This window comes from Janthinobacterium sp. BJB301, assembly GCF_002735685.1.
GTDB classification, from domain to species: domain Bacteria; phylum Pseudomonadota; class Gammaproteobacteria; order Burkholderiales; family Burkholderiaceae_D; genus Janthinobacterium; species Janthinobacterium lividum.
Window position 1 is genome coordinate 217,350 of record NZ_PDZJ01000002.1, and the last position, 20,037, is coordinate 237,386.

A 20,037-nucleotide genomic window follows, 5' to 3' on the forward strand; every position below is an offset into this window, starting at 1 on the left:
GGCTCAAGCCTGCTTGCGGGTGTCGAGGTCGCGGCTCAGCATCAGCAGCACTTGCGCGGAAGCGGCCCGCAGCTGCGCCTTGTACTGGTTGATGCCACGGCTGAGCACGTTATAGATGACGACGGCGGGAATCGCCGCCACCAGGCCCAGCGCCGTCGCCAGCAAGGCTTCCGCGATGCCGGGCGCGACGGTTGCCAGATTCGTGCTCTGGCTGACGGCGATGCCGATAAAGCTGTTCATGATGCCCCACACGGTGCCGAACAGACCGACGAACGGCGCCACGGCGCCGATGCTGGCGAGCAGGCCGATGCCTTGCGTCATGGCGCGCACCTGCTGCGCAATGAACTGTTCCTGGCGAAAACCGGCCCGCTCTTTCAGGGCCGCCGCCGGCGCGCTGGCGTGCGACAGATTCAGTTCCTGCTGCACATCGTCGAGCAACTGCTGCGCCAGCGAAGTGCTGCCTGCCCCCTCCACTTTGGCGGCCGCGTCAGGCAGCGAGGTGGCCGTCTTCAGCATGGCGACGGCTTGCGCCGCCGCGCGCCGGGCTTGCAGCAAACTGGCGCCCCTCACCAGCAAGACCACCCAGGTGGCCAGCGCGGCGACCAGCAAGCCGATGAGCACGCTTTTGACAACCTGGTCGGCGGCGAAAAACATGCCCAACGGCGACATATCGTGCGGCAAGGCGGACGCTTGCGCGGTGGCGTGGAACAGGGAAAGAAACATACCGCCAGCGGCGGCTTTGATACGGAACAAGGGGATACGCATGGGAGCTTCAACAGGTAACAGGCATGGCTGCGCCAACGGCGCGCATGCGCATGCAAAAAAAAATCGGACGGACTACCTGGCTGCTGCGGGGAAGCTTGCTGGGGGAGAATGCCGGGCTGACCGCCCGGCGGAGGTGAAACGGCTTACTTGGCGCTGGCGATGGCGGATGCGGCAACCGGCGTGAACCAGACGAAATCCGCCTGCGGCGCCAGCACCGTGGCGCCCTTCTGCGCCAGGACCAGCACCAGCGGCGCAGGGCCGCCCGTCAAGTCCTGCACGTGCAGCGGCACGCCCAGGTCCTTGTGCGCATGATAGGCGCCGGCGATCAGCACGGCCGGCGCGGGCGCGGCCAACAGGCGCTCGGCCATGCGGCGGTCGCGCTGCTGTTGCACCGACAGCATGGCGGCCAGGCGCGGTTCGTCGATCTGGTTGTCATGCATGACGCGGATGATGTCTTTCAGCTTGGCATGCACCTTGCCATCGTTGGCCAGGTTCGAGTGCTTGCCCTGCACGGCCGGCTTGTCGACAAACATTTGCTTGATCTCGCTGCGGTCCAGGTTGGCCGACCAGACGGGATACGGCGCGCGCATCACGGTCATGACCAGGTCGCCATACTGCTCCCACTTCCAGCTGGGCTGCCAGGCCAGCAACTCGGCCACGTGCTCGGGGCGCACGACGGGATCCGTCTGCAGCCACGGCTTGACCTTGTCCACCTTGGCTTGCTGGTCCGGGTTCAGCATTTCCAGCAGCACGCTGCCTTGCGGGCGCCGGCCCTGCAACTGCTGCAGCAGCCATTGCTCGATCTGATGATGGCTGAGCTGGTCATGCTGTTCGCCCACGATGATCCTCGGCGCAGCGGCCAGCTGGGCCAGCAGTTGTTCGGCAGTCACGCGCTGGCCGCTGCGCAAGTCGACGATCTCGCCCAGCTGGCGCACATCCTGCGCGGCGGACGTCGCGGCGGCGCCGGTGGCCGCGCCAGTTACGGGGGCGACACTGCTGCAGGCGCTCAGGGCCAGCACGCAGGCGGGCAGGACGGCAGCGATGGACAGGGAGAATTTCATGGGCATGGCCTTTCGGGTCTAAGCACGCATTGCAAAATAACTACTGGCGGGCATTTTAATAGAAATGATTCTCATTTACAACCAATGCATGGCGAACCATACAGATTTTTTTACTACTGGCAAAAACCAATATGCTGCTTCGGTGAAATCCCCGGGCGCGGAGTAGAATAAAAAAAACGGAGGACTCGCGTGAATCAAACTGACCAGTTGGCGGTACTGAAAAAACCGCTGCCAGTATCCCTTGCTGCCGTACTTTCTCTGATCTTTGCCGACCGCTTTTCCATGACGCAAGCCATGCGCGAACACCATGGCCGCGACGAGTCGAGCTATCCTCCCATGCTGCCGGACGCCGTCATCTTCGCCCATTCCACCGAGGAAGTGGCGGCCGCCGTCAAGCTGTGCAGCGCGCACGACGTGCCCATCATCGCCTACGGCAGCGGCACTTCGCTCGAAGGCCACGTGCTGGCCCTGCATGGCGGCGTGACGATTGACCTGTCGCAAATGCACCAGATGGTGGCGGTGCATGGCGAAGACTTGACGGCCACCGTGCAGGCGGGCGTGACGCGCAAACAGCTGAACGAGGAAATCCGCGACACGGGCCTGTTCTTCCCCATCGACCCGGGCGCCAATGCGTCGCTGGGCGGCATGGCCGCCACGCGCGCCTCGGGCACGAACGCCGTGCGCTACGGCACCATGCGCGAAAACGTGCTGGCCCTGACCGTGGTGACGGCCGATGGCCGCATCATCAAGACGGGGACCAGGGCGAAAAAATCGTCGGCCGGCTACGACCTGACGCGCCTGTTCGTCGGCAGCGAGGGCACCCTGGGCATCATCACGGAAGTAACCGTAAAACTGTATCCGCTACCGGAAGCCATCTCGGCTGCCGTGTGCTCGTTCCCCGGCACGGGCGAAGCCGTCAGCGCCGTGATCCAGACCATCCAGATGGGCATTCCCGTGGCGCGGGTCGAGTTTCTCGATGAAAATGGCGTGAAAGCCATCAATGCCTACGACAAGATGGCGCTGCCGGAAAAGCCATTATTACTGTTTGAATTTCACGGCACGCCGGCCAGCGTGGCCGAGCAGGCGCAGCTGGTGCAAGCCATTACGGCGGAGCATGGCGCCAGCGATTTCGAGTGGGCCAGCCGTCCCGAAGACCGCTCGCGCCTGTGGGCCGCGCGCCACAATGCGTATTTCGCCCTGCTGCAACTGCGCCCCGGCAGCCGCGCCATCTCCACCGATTGCTGCGTGCCGATTTCGCGCCTGGCCGAATGCATCCTGGCCACCAAGGCCGATTGCGAAGCGCAGGGGCTCGTCTACGCCATCATCGGCCACGTGGGCGACGGTAATTTCCACGTGCAGATGCTGGTCGACCCGGACGACCCGGCCGATATCGCGCGCGCGGAAAAGGTCAACAGCGACATGGTCACGCGCGCCATCGGCATGGACGGCACCTGCACGGGCGAGCACGGCGTGGGCATGCACAAGATGGCCTTCCTCGTGGAAGAACATGGTGCAGGCGCGATCGACACCATGCGCGCCCTCAAGCACGCGCTGGATCCGAAGAACATCATGAATCCGGGGAAGATCGTGCGCTGGTAACTATAATGCCATGCGCATCGGCACGAAAGCGATACCGCCCTCCTCCACCTTCGGCCCCGTGGCGACAAAGCCCAGGCTTGTGTACAGGGGCAAGGCGTACAGGGAGGAATTGACGGTAAACGCCGTCACATCGCCTTTGGCCAGCGACGCATCGCGGGCTGCCTGCCACAGGCGGCGCGCCATGCCGCGCCGGTGCCAGGCGCGCGGCACGAACATGTGGAACAGATGCGTGTTGTCGCGCATGGCCACCACACCGGCCAGTGCACCGTCGATATGCGCGAGCTGGTAGGCATAGCGAGTCTGCGACAGATAGCCTTCGATGGCCGGCTGGCGGCAATGTTCGATGAATTTTTCCGCCCCCGCGCCATCCGGGTGCAGGGTCAAAAAAGGCATCAGGTCGTCGATCAGGGCGACGATGGCGGGCGCGTCGGCGACCAGGGCGGGACGCAGTGTCGGTTCGGGCAAGGTTGTCATCTTCAAATAATGCCATGGCCTCCTCCCCGCCGGCAACTCTCAACAGAAATCGCGGCTGCTGGTCCGCAAGCGTCCCAGCAAATGCGACATGTCGACCAGGCGCTTGGCCACCAGGTTGCGCACGATGCCTTCGCGCTGCCACACGCCGTACACGCCCAGCAGCGGCGCACTCAGCACTTCGCGCCGCTGGCTTTCCACCAGGTCGGGCCAGACGATGACGTTCACCGTGCCCGTCTCGTCTTCCAGGGTCATGAAGATGACGCCCTTGGCCGTGCCCGGCCGCTGGCGCACGGTGACGATGCCGCAGGCGCGCGCCAGCTGTCCGCTCGTGTAAGTCATCAAGGTGGACGCGGGCAGGAAACGCTGCTCCAGCAATTGCCTGCGCAGCAGCGCCAGCGGGTGGCGGCCCAGGGTCAGGCCTTGCGCGCGGTAGTCGCTGACGATGCTCTCGCCTTCCGTCGGCGCGGCCAGTACGGGCAAGTCTTCCTCTTGTGTGGTGGCGCGCAGCAAATCCCTGTCGGGCACGGCGCCGGCCGCCTGCCATAGCGCCGCGCGCCGGTGCCCGGCCAGCGCGTGCAGGGCATTGCCGGCGGCGAGCACCTGCAAATCATGACGATCCAGGCCGCCACGGAGGGCCAGGTCGGCCACGTCGGCGAAAGCAGCGATGGCGCGCGCATCCTCGATGCGCCGGGCCGCCTCCGCGCGCATGCCGAACAGGCTGTTCAAGCCCAGACGCACGGCGGGTGCGACACCCCGCCCCCCCTGCTCTTCCAGCTCCGCCTCCCAGCCGCTGATCGCCACGTCGACGGGCAGCACTTGCACGCCGTGCCGGCGCGCATCCTGCACCAGTTGCGAGGGACTGTAAAAGCCCATGGGCTGGCTGTTGAGCAAGGCGCACAGAAAGGCGGCCGGTTCGTGGCATTTCAGCCAGGAACTGGCATACGTCAGCAGCGCGAAACTGGCCGCGTGCGACTCGGGAAAACCGTATTCGCCAAAGCCCTCGATCTGGCTGAAGATGGCTTCCGCAAACGTCCGATCGTAATCATTTTTGACCATCGTTTCGACGATGCGTTTCTTGTAATTGTTCATGCCGCCCTTGCGTTTCCAGGCCGCCATGGCGCGCCGCAACTGGTCCGCTTCGCCGGGTGTGAAATCGGCCGCGATAATGGCCACCTGCATTACCTGCTCCTGGAAGATCGGGATGCCCAGGGTGCGTCCCAGCGCCTTTTCCAGGCCCTTCGGATAATCGATTGGCTCCTTTTTCTGGCGCCGCTGCAGATACGGATGCACCATGCCGCCCTGGATGGGGCCGGGGCGCACCAGCGCCACCTCGATGACGAGGTCGTAGAATACCCGGGGACGCAGGCGCGGCAGCATGCTCATCTGGGCGCGCGACTCGATCTGGAACACGCCGATGGTGTCCGCCTCGCACATCATGTCGTAGGTGACGGGGTCTTCCGCGGGAATATCCTGCAGGCGGAATTCCTCGCCGCGCCGCGCCCCCACCAGTTCCAGCGCACGGCGCAGGGCCGACAGCATGCCCAGCGCCAGCACGTCGACCTTCATCAAGCCCAACTCTTCCAGGTCGTTCTTGTCCCACTCGATGACGCTGCGCTCGGCCATGGCCGCGTTTTCAATCGGCACCAGGCGCGACAACTTGCCTTGAGCAATGACAAAGCCGCCCGGATGCTGCGACAAATGACGGGGAAAGCCCAGCAACTGCTGCGCCAGGCCAGCCCACTGCTGCGACAATGCCGCTTCCGGGTCGAGTCCGCATTCGGCCAGGCGCTCGAGCAGATCGCGCTTGCCATCGAACCAGCGATGCGCCTTGGCCACTTTTTCCACGATGGCCAGGTCGATCCCCAGCGCCCGGCCGCTGTCGCGCAAGGCGCTCTTGGGCCGGTAGCTGATCACCACGGCCGCCAGCGCGGCCCGTTCGCGGCCATATTTGCCATAGATATATTGAATCACCTCTTCGCGCCGCTGGTGCTCGAAATCGACGTCGATATCGGGCGGCTCGTTGCGCTCGCGCGACATGAAACGCCCGACCAGCGAGTTGCCGCGCGCCGGGTCCACTTCCGTGATGTGCAAGCAATAGCAGACGGCCGAATTGGCGGCCGAGCCCCTGCCCTGGCACAGGATGTTTTGCGAGCGGGCAAAGCGCACGATGTCGTACACGGTCAAAAAGTACGCTTCATACGACAGCTCCGCGATCAGTTCCAGCTCCTGCTCGACCTGCTCCTGCACGTTCGCCGGAATGCCCAGCGGAAAGCGGATACGCGCGCCCGCATACGTTTCTTCGCGCAGATACGTCGCCGGCGTGTGGCCGTGCGGCACCAGCTCGATTGGATAGTCATAGCACAGGCTGTCGAGCGAGAATGTGCACAGCTCCGCGATGCGCAGGGTTTCCGCCAGCGCCTGCGGCGGATACACATTGGCCAGGCGCAAGCGCGCGCGCAGATGCTGCTCCGCGTTTTGCGCCAGCGCATAGCCGCACTCATCCACGGGCTTGCCCACGCGGATCGCGCACAGCGTGTCGAGCAGGGGCTTGCGCGAACGCACGTGCATGCACACGTGGCCGACGGCCACCACGGACAAGCCCTGCGCTTGCGCCGCCTCCTGCACGGCGCTGCGGTGCGCGTCATCCTGCGCCCGCTGCAGCAGGTTCAAGCCTATCCAGCTGCGCTCGCTGCCAAAGGTTGCTGCCATCCATGCCCCCTGTGTGCGCAGCGCCTCGGGCTGGGCCGGATAGCTGGGCAGCAAGATCATCAAACAGCCCGGCAGCCCCCGCAAATGGGCAAACTCTGGCGATGGCGCGGCGAAATCATCGGGCGTCAGCAAATAGCGCCCCTTGGCCGCCCGCGTGCGCGCCATGGTGATCAGTTCCGACAAGTTGCCGTAACCATCGATGTCTTGCACCAGCGCCAGCAAGGACAGGGCCGGACTGCCATCGGACTGCATCAAGTGAAAGTGCGCACCGATGATCAAGGGAAAACCGGCCCGCTTGGCCACCGCATGGGCACGCACGACACCCGCCAGAGAGCACTCGTCGGTAATGGCCAGCCCCCTGTAGCCAAGCTGGACGGCGCGCGCCACCAGCTCTTCCGCATGCGAGGCCCCATGCAGGAAGCTGAAATTGCTCAGGCAGTACAACTCAGCATACTCGGGTAAGACTGCGCCCCACATGATCCACCCCAATACTGTATATAAACACAGTATATTATACTTATCTGGAATCGGGCTTATCGTTTATGCTGGTGTTTTACCTCCACATCGACCGCCATGATCGTCCATCTCTTGAAATGTTTCGGCGCCGCACCCGGTGGCGGCAATGCGGCACTGGTCGTGGAAAACGACCACGGCAGCGAAACGGCGCGCCAGCAATTCGCCCAGGAGCGGCAAGTGAGCGCCTGCGTCTTCCTCGACCCGCAAGCGGACGGCAGCATCGTGCTCGACTATTTTTATCCGCACACGCGCAGCCCCCTGTGCCTGCACGCCACCCTGGCGGCCGCGCATGTGCTGCTGACGGCGCCGGGCGCGCCGGCAACCCTGACGGTACGCACCGCCATGCGCGGCCAGGCCTTGCAGCTGGTGCGCCGCGCGGAGGGATTATTCATCGGCCTGGCGCCGCAGCCGGCGCCTGCCGTCCTGGTGGAAAAGTATGTGCCGTCCGAGCTGATGGGCCAACATATGCACTTGCTGTCGCCGCCCGTGGTCGCCTCCGTCGGCAGTCCGAAGCTGCTGCTGGAAGTGGCCGACCGCACCACCCTGCGCGCGCTGCGGCCGAACCTGGAACTGATCGCCGACTGGAGCGCCTTGCATCAGGTCAGCGGCTGCTATGCGTATTGCCGCACGGGCGAGCACGCGTATGAGGGGCGCAACTTCAACCACCTCGATCCGGCGCTGGAAGACAGCGCCACGGGCGTGGCGGCGGGCGCGCTGGCGGTGCATCTGCAACAGTCGCTGCGTCTGCACCAGGGCCACGTGACGCAGCAGCCGTGTTTGATCGAGGTGCAATACAGCGCGCAGACCATCTGGGTGGGCGGCATGGTGCAACGCAGCACCTGAATGGGGCGCGCCGCACCAGCACAAGGCAAGCCAGGCAGCGGCCAAAAGATAATCAACCAGGAAACAACAGTTACAGCAAATTTGTAATAACAAAACAAAGTATCGCTGGTGAATGCTGAAATGATGGCACTAGAATCAAGTCACGAATCTTGCTCATCAGCCACTTGGAGATACTGCGTGCCAACCCTCACCACCTTGCGTAAAGCAGTCCTCATCAGCCTGTACGGCAGCGCCGCCCTGGCCGCCTTCAGTCCCGCCGCCATGGCCCAGAGCACGGAAGCGGCCGCCACGGACGGTCCCGTGCAAACGGTCAGCGTGGTCGGTTCGCGCCGGGTCGCCAGTTCCGCTACCGATACCATGGTGCCGGTCGATATCATTCCCATTTCCAAGGTGGCCGAGCAAGGCGGCCAGTTTGACCTGGCGCAATCGCTGCAATACATCTCGCCCTCGTTCAACTCCACGCGCCAGACGGGCGCCGACGGGGCCGACCTGATCGATTCGGCCGCCCTGCGCGGCCTCGGCTCGGACCAGACCCTCGTGCTGGTGAATGGCAAGCGGCGCCACACGACGGCCCTCGTCAACCTGTTCGGTGCGCGCAACCGCGGCAACACGGGTACGGACATGAATGCGATTCCTTTGCTGGCGATCAAAAACGTGCAAGTGCTGCGCGACGGCGCCGCCGCCCAGTACGGCTCGGACGCCATTGCCGGCGTGATCGACATCGAACTCAAGAAAAGCCTGGGCTGCGAAGCCGTGGCCGGCTACAGCCAGTATTCCGAAGGCGATGGCAAGAATTACATGACCTCCGCCTACTGCGGCATCGCGCTGGGCGACAAGGGCACCCTGGCCATCACGGGCGAATACCTGGACCGGGGCCGCTCGAACCGCGCCGATTCCGACAGCATGCGCATCATCGGCGACACCAAGTCCAAGAACAAAACCCTGTATATCAATGGCGACTACGCCACCAGCGGCGCGGGCAAGCTGTACTTCACTGCCGGCGCGCAGACGCGCGACGCGTCCAGCGCCGCGTTCGGCCGGGGCGGCATCGGCAGCGACGACATCCCTGCGCGCAATTCGGCCGCCATGTACCCGGACGGGTTCGTGCCTTTCATCAATGGCAAGATCGACGACCAGTACGCCACCATCGGCCACCGCAGCCAGATCGGCGAATGGCATGCTGACTTTTCGCAGACCTATGGCTACAACAAGATGCGCTACGACATCAGCAACACGCTGAACGCATCGATCGCCAACCTCGACCTGATGAACGGCGGCAAGGGTGTCAGCGCCAGCAGCTTTGACGCGGGCGGCTTCTCGTTCCAGCAACTGACCAGCAATGCCGATTTCAGCCGCTATTACGATACGGTGATGCGCGGCATGAACGTGGCTTTCGGCGCCGAATACCGCAGCGAGGAATACAAGATCATGGCCGGCGAACCGGGCTCCTACATCGATGCCGACGGCGTGGGCACGGGCGGCAATGGACGCAGCCAGGGCTTTCCCGGCTTCCAGCCCAGCGACGTGACGAAAGCGAAACGCCACAGTATCGCCGCGTATGGCGACGTGGAACTGGACTGGACGGAACGCCTGAAAACCCAGGCGGCTTTACGCTATGAAAAATTCAGCGACTTCGGTTCCACCGTGACGGGCAAGCTGGCCGCCAGTTACAAAGTGGCACCAAATGTGCTGCTGCGCGGCTCGGCCAGCACGGGTTTCCGCGCGCCATCGTTGCAGCAAGTGTATTTCTCTTCCACCTTTACCGACTTCGTCAGCGGCGTGGCCACCGACGTGGTGCTGGCGCCGAATGGCGGCGTCGTCGCCAATGCGGCCGGCATTCCCAAGTTGAAAGAGGAAAAATCCACCAGCTTTACGCTGGGCACCACCTGGACGCCGACGCAAGCCATTTCCGTGACGGCCGACTTGTACAACATCAAGATCAAGGACCGCATCGTGCTGTCGGGCCGCTTCAATGCCGACAACTACCCGGACCTGGCCGCGCGCCTGGCCCTCCTGGGCGTGACGGAAGCGCAATTTTTCGTCAACTCCGTCGACACGCGCACGCGCGGACTCGACTTGACGGCCTCGCACAAGGGCGAGCTGGCCGGCAACCGTCTGAACACCTTCCTGGCCTTGAATTTGAGCAAAACGGAAGTGACGAAAGTCAAGACGCCCGCCTCGCTGACGGGCTTCGAGGATGTCCTGCTGTCCGAACGCGAACGCCTGTTCATCGAACAGGGCGGCCCGCGCGCGAAAGCCACCCTGGGCTTCGACTACATCACGGGCAAGCTGGAATCGGACTTGCGCATCATCTACTTTGGCCCGCAAACCCTGGGCACCTTCAGCGGCACGGCTGAAGGCGTACCGAACGCCCGCTACAAGGCCAAGACGTCCGCCGACCTGAGCTTTACCTACAGCATCAGCAAGAACACCAAGCTGACCTTTGGCGGCAACAACATCTTCAACGTCAAGCCCACCACGCAGAACGCGGACGAAACGGATAACGGCTTCAAATACGACAGCGTGCAGTTCGGCCTGAACGGCGCTTCGTACTTCGGGCGGCTGTGGGTGAAGTTCTGATCACCGTGTCCGCATAAAGACAGCGGCTGCGCCAGCTTGGGCAGCCGCTGTTTTTTTATGTCGGCATCAATGCATGGTCAGATGGCAGGAGCTTGATTGGATAATTGCATCAGCTCATCCTTGCATCAAGTTAGGCAAAGCGAAAGTGACGCAGTGTAACGGGCAGGAGATTCAGATGCTGTCAACCGACCAGTAGTGGCTGCAGGCAGCCCCCATGGAGGATAGCCAATTATCAATCCGAAAAACTCCTGCATTGTCACGGAAACACCGGTGACCGCCGATGGGCGATCGCCCGCATGCACGGAGAAGGCATCAGCCCCATGTTTTTCGCACACATTCGCTTTTCCGCCCCCCGGCGGGCTCCCCGCCAGCCCGGCCGCAGCGAACAATCTTTGCCCTGCGGCGGAAAGCACGGATAATAGCGGCTAACTTATAAGCACAGTATTGGATTACCTCATGGAAATTAAAGTCAACTTTCTCGACAAGCTGCGTCTCGAAGCCAAGTTCGACGATTTTACGGTCATCGCCGACCAACCCATCCGCTACAAGGGCGATGGTTCGGCGCCCGGCCCGTTCGATTACTTTTTAGCATCATCGGCACTCTGCGCGGCGTACTTCGTGAAGTTGTATTGCGATACGCGCAATATTTCCACTGAAAATATCCGCCTGTCGCAAAACAATATTGTCGATCCTGAAAACCGTTACCAGCAGATTTTCAAGATCCAGGTCGAGTTGCCGGCCGATATCTCGGCCAAGGACCGCCAGGGCATCCTGCGCTCGATCGACCGTTGCACGGTGAAAAAAGTGGTGCAAACGGGTCCCGAATTCGTGATTGAAGAGGTAGAAAACCTGGACGCCGACGCCCAGGCCTTGCTGGCCCTGAATCCCGCCCCTGGGGCGAATACCTATATCGTCGGCAAGGACTTGCCGCTGGAACAGACCATCGCCAATATGTCGGGCCTCCTGGCGGGCCTGGGCATCAAGATTGAAATCGCCTCGTGGCGCAACATCATTCCGAATGTATGGTCGCTGCATATCCGCGATGCGCATTCGCCCATGTGTTTCACCAATGGCAAGGGCGCGACCAAGGAAAGCGCGCTGGCGTCGGCCCTGGGCGAGTATATCGAGCGCCTCAGCAACAACCATTTCTACGCGGGATCGTTCTGGGGTAACGACATCGCCAACGCGGAGTTTGTCCATTACCCGAACGAGCGCTGGTTCAAGCCGGGCCGCAAGGATGCGCTGCCGAAGGAGATTCTCGATGCCTACTGCCGCGACATCTATGATGCCGATGGCGAGCTGCGCGGCTCGCACCTGATCGACACCAACTCCGGCAATGCCGAGCGCGGCATCTGCTCGCTGCCGTATGTGCGCCAGTCCGACGGCGAGGTCGTGTATTTCCCGTCCAACCTGATCGAAAACCTGTACGTCAGCAATGGCATGAGCGCCGGCAATACCCTCGTCGAAGCACAGGTGCAATGTCTGTCGGAAATTTTTGAGCGGGCCGTCAAGCGCGAAATCCTCGAAGGCGAAATCGCCCTGCCCGACGTGCCGCAGGAAGTGCTGGCGAAGTATCCGGGCATCCTTGCCGGCATCGTCGGCCTGGAAGAACAGGGTTTCCCCGTGCTGGTCAAAGATGCGTCGCTGGGCGGCGTGTACCCGGTGATGTGCGTCACCCTGATGAACCCGCGCACGGGCGGCGTGTTTGCCTCGTTCGGCGCGCACCCGAGCCTGGAAGTGGCGCTCGAGCGCAGCCTGACGGAATTGCTGCAGGGCCGCAGTTTTGAAGGCTTGAACGACTTGCCGCAACCGACGTTTGCCAGCGAAGCCGTCACCGAGCCGAATAACTTCGTCGAGCACTTCATCGATTCCAGCGGCATCGTTTCGTGGCGCTTCTTCAGCGCCAAGGCCGATTACGATTTTGTCGAGTGGGATTTTTCCGGCCACGGCGAGAACTCGAATGCCGAGGAAGCGGCGACCCTGTTCGGCATCCTCGCCGGCATGGGCAAGGAAGTGTACACGGCCGAGTATGACCAGCTGGGCGCCAAGGCCTGCCGCATCCTCGTGCCCGGTTATTCCGAGGTATATCCGGTCGAGGATTTGATCTGGGACAACACCAACAAGGCGCTGCTGTTCCGCGCCGACATCCTGAACCTGCATGGCCTGGACGATGCCAGCCTGGAAGACCTGCTTGACCGCCTGGAAAACAGCGAGCTCGACGAGTACGGCGACATCGCCACCCTGATCGGCATCGAGTTTGACGAAAATACGGTGTGGGGCCAGCTGACGACCCTGGAATTGAAGCTGCTGATTCATCTCGTCCTGCAGCAGTTCGAGGAAGCGAAGGAGCTGGTGGAAACCTTCCTGCAGTACAACGACAACACGCTCGAGCGCAAACTGTTCTATCAAGCCTTGAACGTGGTGCTGGAAGTGGAACTGGACGACGAGCTGGAGCTGGACGATTACGTCGTCAATTTCCGCCGCATGTTTGGCGACGCCCGCATGGACGCGGTGCTGGGCTCGGTGGACGGCAGCGTGCGTTTCTTCGGCCTGACCCCGACCAGCATGCAACTGGAAGGCCTCGACCGGCACCAGCGCCTGATCGACAGCTTCAAGAAATTGCACGCGGCGCGCGCCAAGGCGGCGGCCCGCTAGGACGACAAGCGGGGGCCGGCGCGGCAGTCGCGCCTTCGCGCCCCGGCGCAGGAGTCAACCCTGCGCGACCGCATGGAAAAGAGACCATGGCCACACTGGAATTCTGGTTCGATTTCGGCAGCAACTACAGCTACCTGAGCGCCATGCGCATCGACGCGCTGGCGCGTGAAAAGAAGGTGCATGTGATCTGGAAACCCTTCCTGCTGGGCGTCGTCTTCAAGGCGCTGGGCTGGGAGACATCGCCCTTCATCTTGCAAAAACTCAAGGGCGACTACACGTGGCGCGACATGGCGCGCCAGTGCGAAAAGTACGCATTGCCATGGCAGCAACCGAGTTCCTTCCCCCGCACAGCCCTGCTGCCCATGCGCGTGGCGCTGATCGGCGCGGACCAGGGCTGGATTGCGCCCTTTGCGCGCCGCATGATGGCGATGAATTTTGCCGAAGACCGCGACATCGACAACCTCGAAGCCGTCAGCGAAACCATGGAAGGGCTGGGCCTCGATGCGCGCACCGTTCTGGCGCTGGCTGTGACATCGGACAACAAGCTGCGGCTGCGCCGCCAGACCGAGCAGGCACAAGCGCTGAACCTGTTCGGCGCCCCCAGCTTCGTCAGCGCTGGGGAATTATTCTGGGGCAATGATCGGCTCGAGGATGCACTGCTGCATGCGGTAGCCAGCCGCCGTTAAACGCCACTCCCCGCCAGCGCCGCGATTTCCTTCTGCATGTTTTCAATGGCCCGCTCGTTGTACTGGTCGGCAAAATACGCATCGCCAAACAGCTGGCCCGCCTGCGCCTTGCCGCACAAATGCTGCAGGGCCAGGCCCCGCTGCTCGTTGAAGCGCACGGGGTCCACGTGCGCGTATTCGCGGACGATGGCTTGCGTGTAGGCTTGATACACCTCTTCATCTTGCCCGAGAATGGCCAGGTCGGCGCTGAGCATGGCGTCTTTCAGCGGATGGCTGATGCCCGGTCCCTGGAAATGGTCGGTAACGCGTATCAATTGCGCCACATCGAGGTTGTCGCCCGCATCGAGGCCGCTCGCCAGCCACAGCTGGGCGCTCGCCTCTTCGCTCGAATACAGGGCATCGTCGTCGTGGCTGTAAACGGCGTCGTGGAACCAGAACGCCTTCTTGACCAGCGCGCTGTCGCGCTTGGGCGCAAAGGTATTGTCGGCCCACACGCGGATCTCGGACAGGCCGTGCACCAGGTGGTCGAGGTTGTGATAGTGGCGGTCCGCGCCGCCATACGCCTGCGGCCCAGTCAGGTACGCGAACCAGTGGTCCGCCAGCGCGATGTCCGCTTGCGAGGCTGTCGCGTAGTTCCACAGCGCTTCCCACTCCTTGCGCAGGCAATCGAGTATCCACGCCTGGTAGGCCGGGCCGGGGACGAATTTCTTCATGGTCCAATTCCAGCCGACGGGACCTTCCAGCGCCTTGACGAAGCTGGAACTGACGGAACCGAGGTCGCGTGGCGGCATGACGAAAATCGTCTTGGCGCCCTGCAGCACGTCCACATTGGTTTGCTGGATCAGATTTTCATAGTCGAAATCGGCCGTCGTGCGAATGCCGCGGATCAGGTAGTCGCAGCCATGCTTTTTCGCCGCGCGCGCCGTGTAGTCGCCCTTGACGATGACCACCTGCACATTGTCCCAGCCGCACTCGCGCGCGCTCTGCTCGATGATGCGCTTGCGGTCTTCGGCGGGAAATTGGGGGCGTTTGGCAGGGTTTTGCGACAGGAACACGATCACCTCGTCGGCGAGCGAGCGCGCTTCGCCGATCACCCACATGTGGCCGTTGGTGATGGGGTCGAGGGTTCCTGAAAAGCCGATCTTCTGCATGCTGCGCTCCATTTGCTTGAATGCTTATTGCGCAGACAATATATGCCAGCGGCGCGCGCGTCAATGCAACATGCCAAAGATCATGATCAAAACGTTATTTTTTCACGGCTTGCGGGAATTCCACGCGCACGCACAGGCCGCCCAGGCGCTCGGACTTGTCCAGCACCAGGCGCGCGCCGTGGCGCTCGGCGATGGCCTTGATGATGGCCAGTCCCAGGCCGCTGCCGTTGGCGTCCGTGCCGGGCACGCGGTAGAAGCGGCTGAAGACGCGCTCGCGCTCTTCGGGCGGGATGCCGGGGCCGCTGTCTTCCACGGACAAGGTCACGCCGACGGGGCTGGCGCGCAGGTCGATGTCGACCGTGCCGCCCTGCGGCGTGTACTTGATGGCGTTGTCGACCAGGTTGCGCAGCATGATGTTGAGCGCATCGGCCTGGCCCGCCACCTTGGCCGGGTCCATGTGATGCAGGCCCAGGTCGATCTTGCGCGCCTGCGCGATGCCGGCCATGTCGCCCAGCGCGCGCTTGACGACATCGTTCAAGTCCACCGCCTGCAGCTGGTCGCCGCTGGCGGCGCTCGCCTCCTGACGCGCCAGCACCAGCAGCTGCTCGACCAGGCGCGTGGCCCGCTCGATGCCGGCGCTCACGCGACTGATCGCCAGGCTGCGCTTTTCTTCCGATTCGGCCCGCTCCAGGCTCAATACCTGCAGCTTCAGGGCCGCCAGCGGCGTGCGCAATTCATGCGCGGCGTCGGCGACGAAATGCTGCTGCGCGTCGAACGCCGTCTTCACGCGGCCGAACAGCAGGTTCAGTTCATGCACGAGGGGACGCACTTCGTCGGGCAAGCCCGCTTCCGAGACGGGCGACAGATCGTCCGCCTGGCGCGCCGCCACCTGCTTGCGCACGCGCGAAACGGGCGCCAGCGAGCCGCTGACAACCCACCAGACGACCAGCATCAATATCGGCGCCATCAGCGCGATGGGCCCCACCGTGCGCAAGGCCAGGCTGCCGGCCATGCGCTTGCGCACGGCCATGTCCTGGGCGATCTGCACGGTCTGGGAACTGGTTTGCACGGAGAAGATGCGGTAGGTCGTGCCGTTGGCCTTCACATTCGAAAAGCCCAGCACGGCGCGCTGCGGCAGTTCCGCGCGCGTGATCGAGCGGAACACCTGCACGCCGTCCGGCGTCCATACCTGCACCACCATGTCGTTGTTGACGGGGTCGGCAGGCAAGGCTTGCGCATGGTTGGCCAGCGGCGCGCCGGAGCGCAGCGACAGGGCCATCTGCTGCATGTGATAGTCAAAAATCTGGTCGGCGTCATACAGGGCGCTGCGGTAGGCGATCGACGCCTGCGCCAGGGCCGCCATGATGATGGCCGCCAGCAAAAACCACAGCAGGCGGCCGCGCAGCGAGTGCGTCACCGTGACCTTCATCCTCATGCCTTGGGCACCATGTAACCGAGGCCGCGCACGTTCTGGATCAAGTCGCTGCCCAGCTTCTTGCGCAAGCCGTGGATATACACTTCCACGGCATTGCTGTTGACTTCATCCTTCCAGCTATACAGCTTTTCTTCCAGCTGCGCGCGCGACAGCACGATGCCGGGACGCGCGATCAGCGCTTCCAGCACGGCCCATTCGCGCGCCGACAGGTTGACGGGATGGCCCTCGGCGATCACTTCGCGCGTCAGCGGATTGATACTCACGCCCTGGTGCTCGAAGATCGGTTCCGGCCGCCCCGAGGCGCGCCGCAGCAGGGCGCGTATGCGCGCCAGCAATTCGTCGAGGTCATACGGCTTGAGCACGTAATCGTCGGCGCCCGCGTCGAGGCCGGCGATGCGCTGCTCGATGGCGTCGCGCGCCGTGGCGACCAGCACCGGCGTGTCGAGCTTGCGCAAGCGCATCGAGCGCAGCACGTCGAGGCCATCCTTGCGGGGCAGGCCCAGGTCCAGCAGCACCAGGTCATAGGTCTGCGTCTGCAGGGCCGTATCGGCCATGTCGCCATCCTTGACCCAGTCCACCGCGTAATGCTCGGCGCGCAGCAGATCGAGCACCACCTCGCCGATCATCGTATCGTCTTCTACCAGCAATAAGCGCATGGCTTGCCTCTCTCTAGTTACTCTTGTTTTCAGCCCAAACGCACGGGAATGAAGATCTTGTCCGGTCCCCGCTGGATCAGCAAGGCCACCGACTTGGCGGATTTTTCCACCACGTCGCGCACCTGCTCGACCGTGTTGACGGGACGGCCATTCACCGACAATAGCACGTCGCCCGGCTGCACTCCGGCATTCGCGGCGGCGCCGCCCGCGTCTTCCACCAGCAGGCCGGCACTGATGCCCGCCTCGCGTTTTTCATCCGATTGTAACGGACGCAGGGCCAGGCCCAGCTTTACCTTGCCGGCGGCGCTGTCGCTCTTCGCCACTTCGGCCACCTTGTCGGCCGCATTGCCCAGGGTTGCCGTCAGGCTGACGATCTTGCCGTCACGCCAGACATCCATGCTGATCTTGTCGCCTGGCAAAGAGGTGCCCACCAGCGCCGGCAGGTCGGCCGAGCCGATGATGCGCTGGCCATTCACCTTGCGCACCACATCGCCCGACTTCAGGCCCGCCTTGTCGGCCGGGCTGCCCCGCTCCACGTTGGCGACCAGCGCGCCTTCCGGCGTGGCCAGCTTGAACGAGTCGGCAAAGCCCTGGTTGACTTCCTGCACCGTCACGCCCAGCTTGGCATGGCTGGCCTTGCCCGTGGCCACGATCTGGTCCTTGATGCGGCCGGCCAGGTCGATGGGGATGGCGAACGACAGGCCCTGGAAGCCGCCCGTCTGGCTGTAGATCTGCGAATTGATGCCGACCACTTCGCCGCGCGTATTGAACAGCGGGCCGCCCGAGTTGCCTGGATTCACTGCCACGTCCGTCTGGATGAACGGCACATTGCTGTCGTCCGGCAGGGAACGGCCCTTGGCGCTGACGACGCCTGCCGTCACCGTGCTGTCGAAGCCATATGGCGAACCGATGGCCAGCACCCACTCGCCCACTTTCAGGTCGCTGGAATGGCCGAGCGGCACGATGGGCAGGTTGTTGGCGTCAATCTTCAGCACGGCGATATCGGTCTTCGGATCCGTGCCGAGCACCTTGGCGCGGAATTCGCGGCGGTCGTTCAGCTTGACGGTCACTTCGCGCGCATCGCGCACCACGTGGGCATTCGTCATGATGATGCCGTCCGGACTGACGATGAAGCCGGAACCGAGGCCATGCGTGGGCACGTCGCGGCCACCGCGCTGCCCGCCTTGCGGACCCTGGAAGCGGCGGAAGAACTCGAAGAAGGGGTCGTTGCCGAAATCGTCGTTGCCGGCCTGGGCCGAGGGGTCATAGGCCACCTTGGTGCTGCCCGTGACGCTGATATTCACCACGGCCGGGCTGTTGCGCGCGGCGATCTGGCTAAAGTCGGGCAAGGCCACCAGCGGCGCGGCAGCGGCGGGCGCCACGGCGGCAGCCACGGGAGCGGCAGGTACGCCAGCGGCGGCATTCGCGCCAGCATTGTTCTGATGCACCACCATGGCGCCACCGGCGCCCAGCACACCGATCGCGGCCAGCGCGGCTACGGTGCGTTTGATTTTCAGGGATGCGGTATTCGTTTGCTGTTCCATGAATTGCTCCTCATTCAATGAGATTTTGATGTATGCAATATTGGGCCACGAGTCTTAGGCGGTGCTTAACATTTTTCTATTTGGAAACAGGCATTTGCGCCTTTAAGCATGGTTTAATCTTGCGTGCCGCGCGCACCGCGCATGGCGGGCGATGAAGGGCCCGAACGGGCTCCGGACGTGACACTGGCCGGATCAACCGGCCAGTATTTTACTGCATGAAAGGAACCTGCCCGGGCGCCCGGAGGGCGCCACGATCAGATCAGGCCGCCTGACGCTGTTCCAGCGCGCTGACGGTGGCGCCGCTGCCGGAGCCGATCTCGATCTTGCGCGGTTTCAGCGCTTCCGGCACCTCGCGCACCAAGTCGATCGTCAGCATGCCGTTTTCAAACGTGGCGCCCGTGACTTTCACGTGGTTGGCCAGCTGGAAACGCTGTTCGAAATCGCGGGCAGCGATACCGCGATGCAAGAAGGTGCGCTCGACGCCATCTTTCTGCTTGCGGCCCGTGACGTGCAGGGAATCGCGTTCGGTGATGATGTCAATCTCTTCACGTGAGAAGCCGGCCAATGCCATCACGATGCGGTATTTATCTTCCGACACCAGTTCGATGTTGTACGGCGGATAGCTCGGTTGCGCATCGGCGCGCTGTTCGTTGAGCAGCTGTGCCAGGCGGTCAAAGCCAATGGCGGAACGGTACAGGGGAGCAAGGTCAAAAGTACGCATGATAAATATCCTTTTCAAATGAAGCGATAAGAGGGGCGGACCTCACCATGAGCATCCGCTTGTTACCGATATACGGCCTCTCCAGCCCCTTTCAAGGCCTTGAAATTGGCGAAAAGCGCCCCAGACGCCGCCAAATTTGTAAGAAATTTTTACATGCGCAGCCCAAGGGGATTTTGCATGGCGTCCCCCATGCGGCACCGGCTTTTGGTGTATGCTGGCGGCATGAACAATGACACCGACATCCAGCTCAGCGGCCCCTTCAAGGCCACCGACGGCTCCGGCCGTGCCCACGACATCAAGGCCATCCGCATCTTCGACGAAGGCTACGGCATCATCGACGTCTACGTCGATTTCGCCGCCCCGCTCGAAGCGGGCGCCTATAAGGACAAGACCCTGGTCGGCCACATACTGGCCCGCCTGCGCAGCCTCGGCTACGTGGGCCCCGATTTCGGCCACGGCGACCTTGGCTTGCAAGACAAGAAACTGATCGTTCTGGAAGCGCCCGAGGAATTTTCGGCCTTTGCCATCAGCAAGGGCTGGAAGGATCTATCCGCCGAATTTGACGAAGACTGAGAACACCTGACCAAATCTACTGCGCGTCGCGCTTTGCGGCCGGCGATGCTCACCGTGCTTTAGCACGGC

Annotated in this window: 15 protein-coding genes; 6 read left to right on the top strand and 9 right to left on the bottom strand. The window is 63.1% G+C overall.

Annotation, left to right across the window (positions count from 1 at the left end):
- Positions 1 to 3 precede the first annotated feature (3 nt).
- Both exbB and CSQ91_RS14290 read right to left on the bottom strand, forming a co-directional pair.
- Positions 4 to 765, bottom strand: a complete 762-nt coding sequence (exbB, locus tag CSQ91_RS14285) for a tonB-system energizer ExbB (protein ID WP_099388786.1) — start codon at positions 763 to 765, stop codon at positions 4 to 6.
- A gap of 143 nt (positions 766 to 908) precedes the next feature.
- A complete protein-coding gene (locus CSQ91_RS14290) occupies positions 909 to 1,826 on the bottom strand; it encodes a ChaN family lipoprotein (protein ID WP_034783320.1) in 918 nt (305 codons plus the stop codon).
- Between the two features lie 189 nt (positions 1,827 to 2,015).
- Here CSQ91_RS14290 and CSQ91_RS14295 point away from each other — a divergent pair, with 189 nt between their 5' ends.
- Entirely contained in the window at positions 2,016 to 3,425 is a 1,410-nt protein-coding gene (locus CSQ91_RS14295) for an FAD-binding oxidoreductase (protein WP_092606577.1), read from the top strand.
- On the opposite strand, the gene CSQ91_RS14300 is transcribed toward CSQ91_RS14295, so the two are convergent.
- Both CSQ91_RS14300 and CSQ91_RS14305 read right to left on the bottom strand, forming a co-directional pair.
- Positions 3,426 to 3,899 carry a GNAT family N-acetyltransferase gene (locus CSQ91_RS14300; protein ID WP_071653754.1) on the bottom strand — a complete coding sequence of 158 codons (474 nt, stop codon included), beginning with the start codon at positions 3,897 to 3,899 and terminating at the stop codon, positions 3,426 to 3,428.
- Positions 3,900 to 3,938: 39 nt separating this feature from the next.
- Complete coding sequence (locus CSQ91_RS14305; protein ID WP_099388787.1) at positions 3,939 to 7,085, bottom strand: error-prone DNA polymerase; 3,147 nt, start codon at positions 7,083 to 7,085, stop codon at positions 3,939 to 3,941.
- 96 nt (positions 7,086 to 7,181) lie between these two features.
- Here CSQ91_RS14305 and CSQ91_RS14310 point away from each other — a divergent pair, with 96 nt between their 5' ends.
- The 4 genes from CSQ91_RS14310 to CSQ91_RS14325 all read left to right on the top strand — a co-directional run bounded on the left by CSQ91_RS14310 (position 7,182) and on the right by CSQ91_RS14325 (position 13,888).
- The gene (locus CSQ91_RS14310; RefSeq protein ID WP_099388788.1) at positions 7,182 to 7,967 is read left to right on the top strand and encodes a PhzF family phenazine biosynthesis protein; all 786 of its coding nucleotides are present in this window, start codon (positions 7,182 to 7,184) and stop codon (positions 7,965 to 7,967) included.
- 177 nt (positions 7,968 to 8,144) lie between these two features.
- On the top strand, positions 8,145 to 10,547 hold the full coding sequence (locus tag CSQ91_RS14315) for a TonB-dependent receptor plug domain-containing protein (protein ID WP_034783316.1): 2,403 nt from the start codon (positions 8,145 to 8,147) through the stop codon (positions 10,545 to 10,547).
- A gap of 456 nt (positions 10,548 to 11,003) precedes the next feature.
- On the top strand, positions 11,004 to 13,202 hold the full coding sequence (locus CSQ91_RS14320) for an OsmC domain/YcaO domain-containing protein (RefSeq protein WP_099388789.1): 2,199 nt from the start codon (positions 11,004 to 11,006) through the stop codon (positions 13,200 to 13,202).
- 86 nt (positions 13,203 to 13,288) lie between these two features.
- The gene (locus CSQ91_RS14325; protein ID WP_099388790.1) at positions 13,289 to 13,888 is read left to right on the top strand and encodes a 2-hydroxychromene-2-carboxylate isomerase; all 600 of its coding nucleotides are present in this window, start codon (positions 13,289 to 13,291) and stop codon (positions 13,886 to 13,888) included.
- On the opposite strand, the gene coaD is transcribed toward CSQ91_RS14325, so the two are convergent.
- From coaD to CSQ91_RS14350, 5 genes are all read right to left on the bottom strand, one after another.
- Entirely contained in the window at positions 13,885 to 15,039 is a 1,155-nt protein-coding gene (gene coaD, locus CSQ91_RS14330) for a pantetheine-phosphate adenylyltransferase (protein ID WP_099389270.1), read from the bottom strand. The two genes, CSQ91_RS14325 and coaD, sit on opposite strands and share 4 nt — an antisense overlap.
- A gap of 94 nt (positions 15,040 to 15,133) precedes the next feature.
- On the bottom strand, positions 15,134 to 16,468 hold the full coding sequence (locus CSQ91_RS14335; protein ID WP_099379071.1) for an ATP-binding protein: 1,335 nt from the start codon (positions 16,466 to 16,468) through the stop codon (positions 15,134 to 15,136).
- Between the two features lie 2 nt (positions 16,469 to 16,470).
- The gene (locus CSQ91_RS14340; RefSeq protein ID WP_034783312.1) at positions 16,471 to 17,130 is read right to left on the bottom strand and encodes a response regulator; all 660 of its coding nucleotides are present in this window, start codon (positions 17,128 to 17,130) and stop codon (positions 16,471 to 16,473) included.
- 29 nt (positions 17,131 to 17,159) lie between these two features.
- Positions 17,160 to 18,674, bottom strand: coding sequence for a Do family serine endopeptidase (locus CSQ91_RS14345; RefSeq protein WP_070281235.1), 1,515 nt, complete (start codon positions 18,672 to 18,674; stop codon positions 17,160 to 17,162).
- 259 nt (positions 18,675 to 18,933) lie between these two features.
- Positions 18,934 to 19,395 (bottom strand): Hsp20 family protein, encoded by a 462-nt coding sequence (locus CSQ91_RS14350; protein ID WP_092606594.1) that lies wholly within the window; start codon positions 19,393 to 19,395, stop codon positions 18,934 to 18,936.
- 222 nt (positions 19,396 to 19,617) lie between these two features.
- On the opposite strand from CSQ91_RS14350, the gene CSQ91_RS14355 reads away from it, so the two are divergent.
- Positions 19,618 to 19,968: a hypothetical protein gene (locus tag CSQ91_RS14355; RefSeq protein ID WP_035827997.1), complete on the top strand. Its 351-nt coding sequence runs from the start codon at positions 19,618 to 19,620 to the stop codon at positions 19,966 to 19,968.
- Positions 19,969 to 20,037 lie beyond the last annotated feature (69 nt).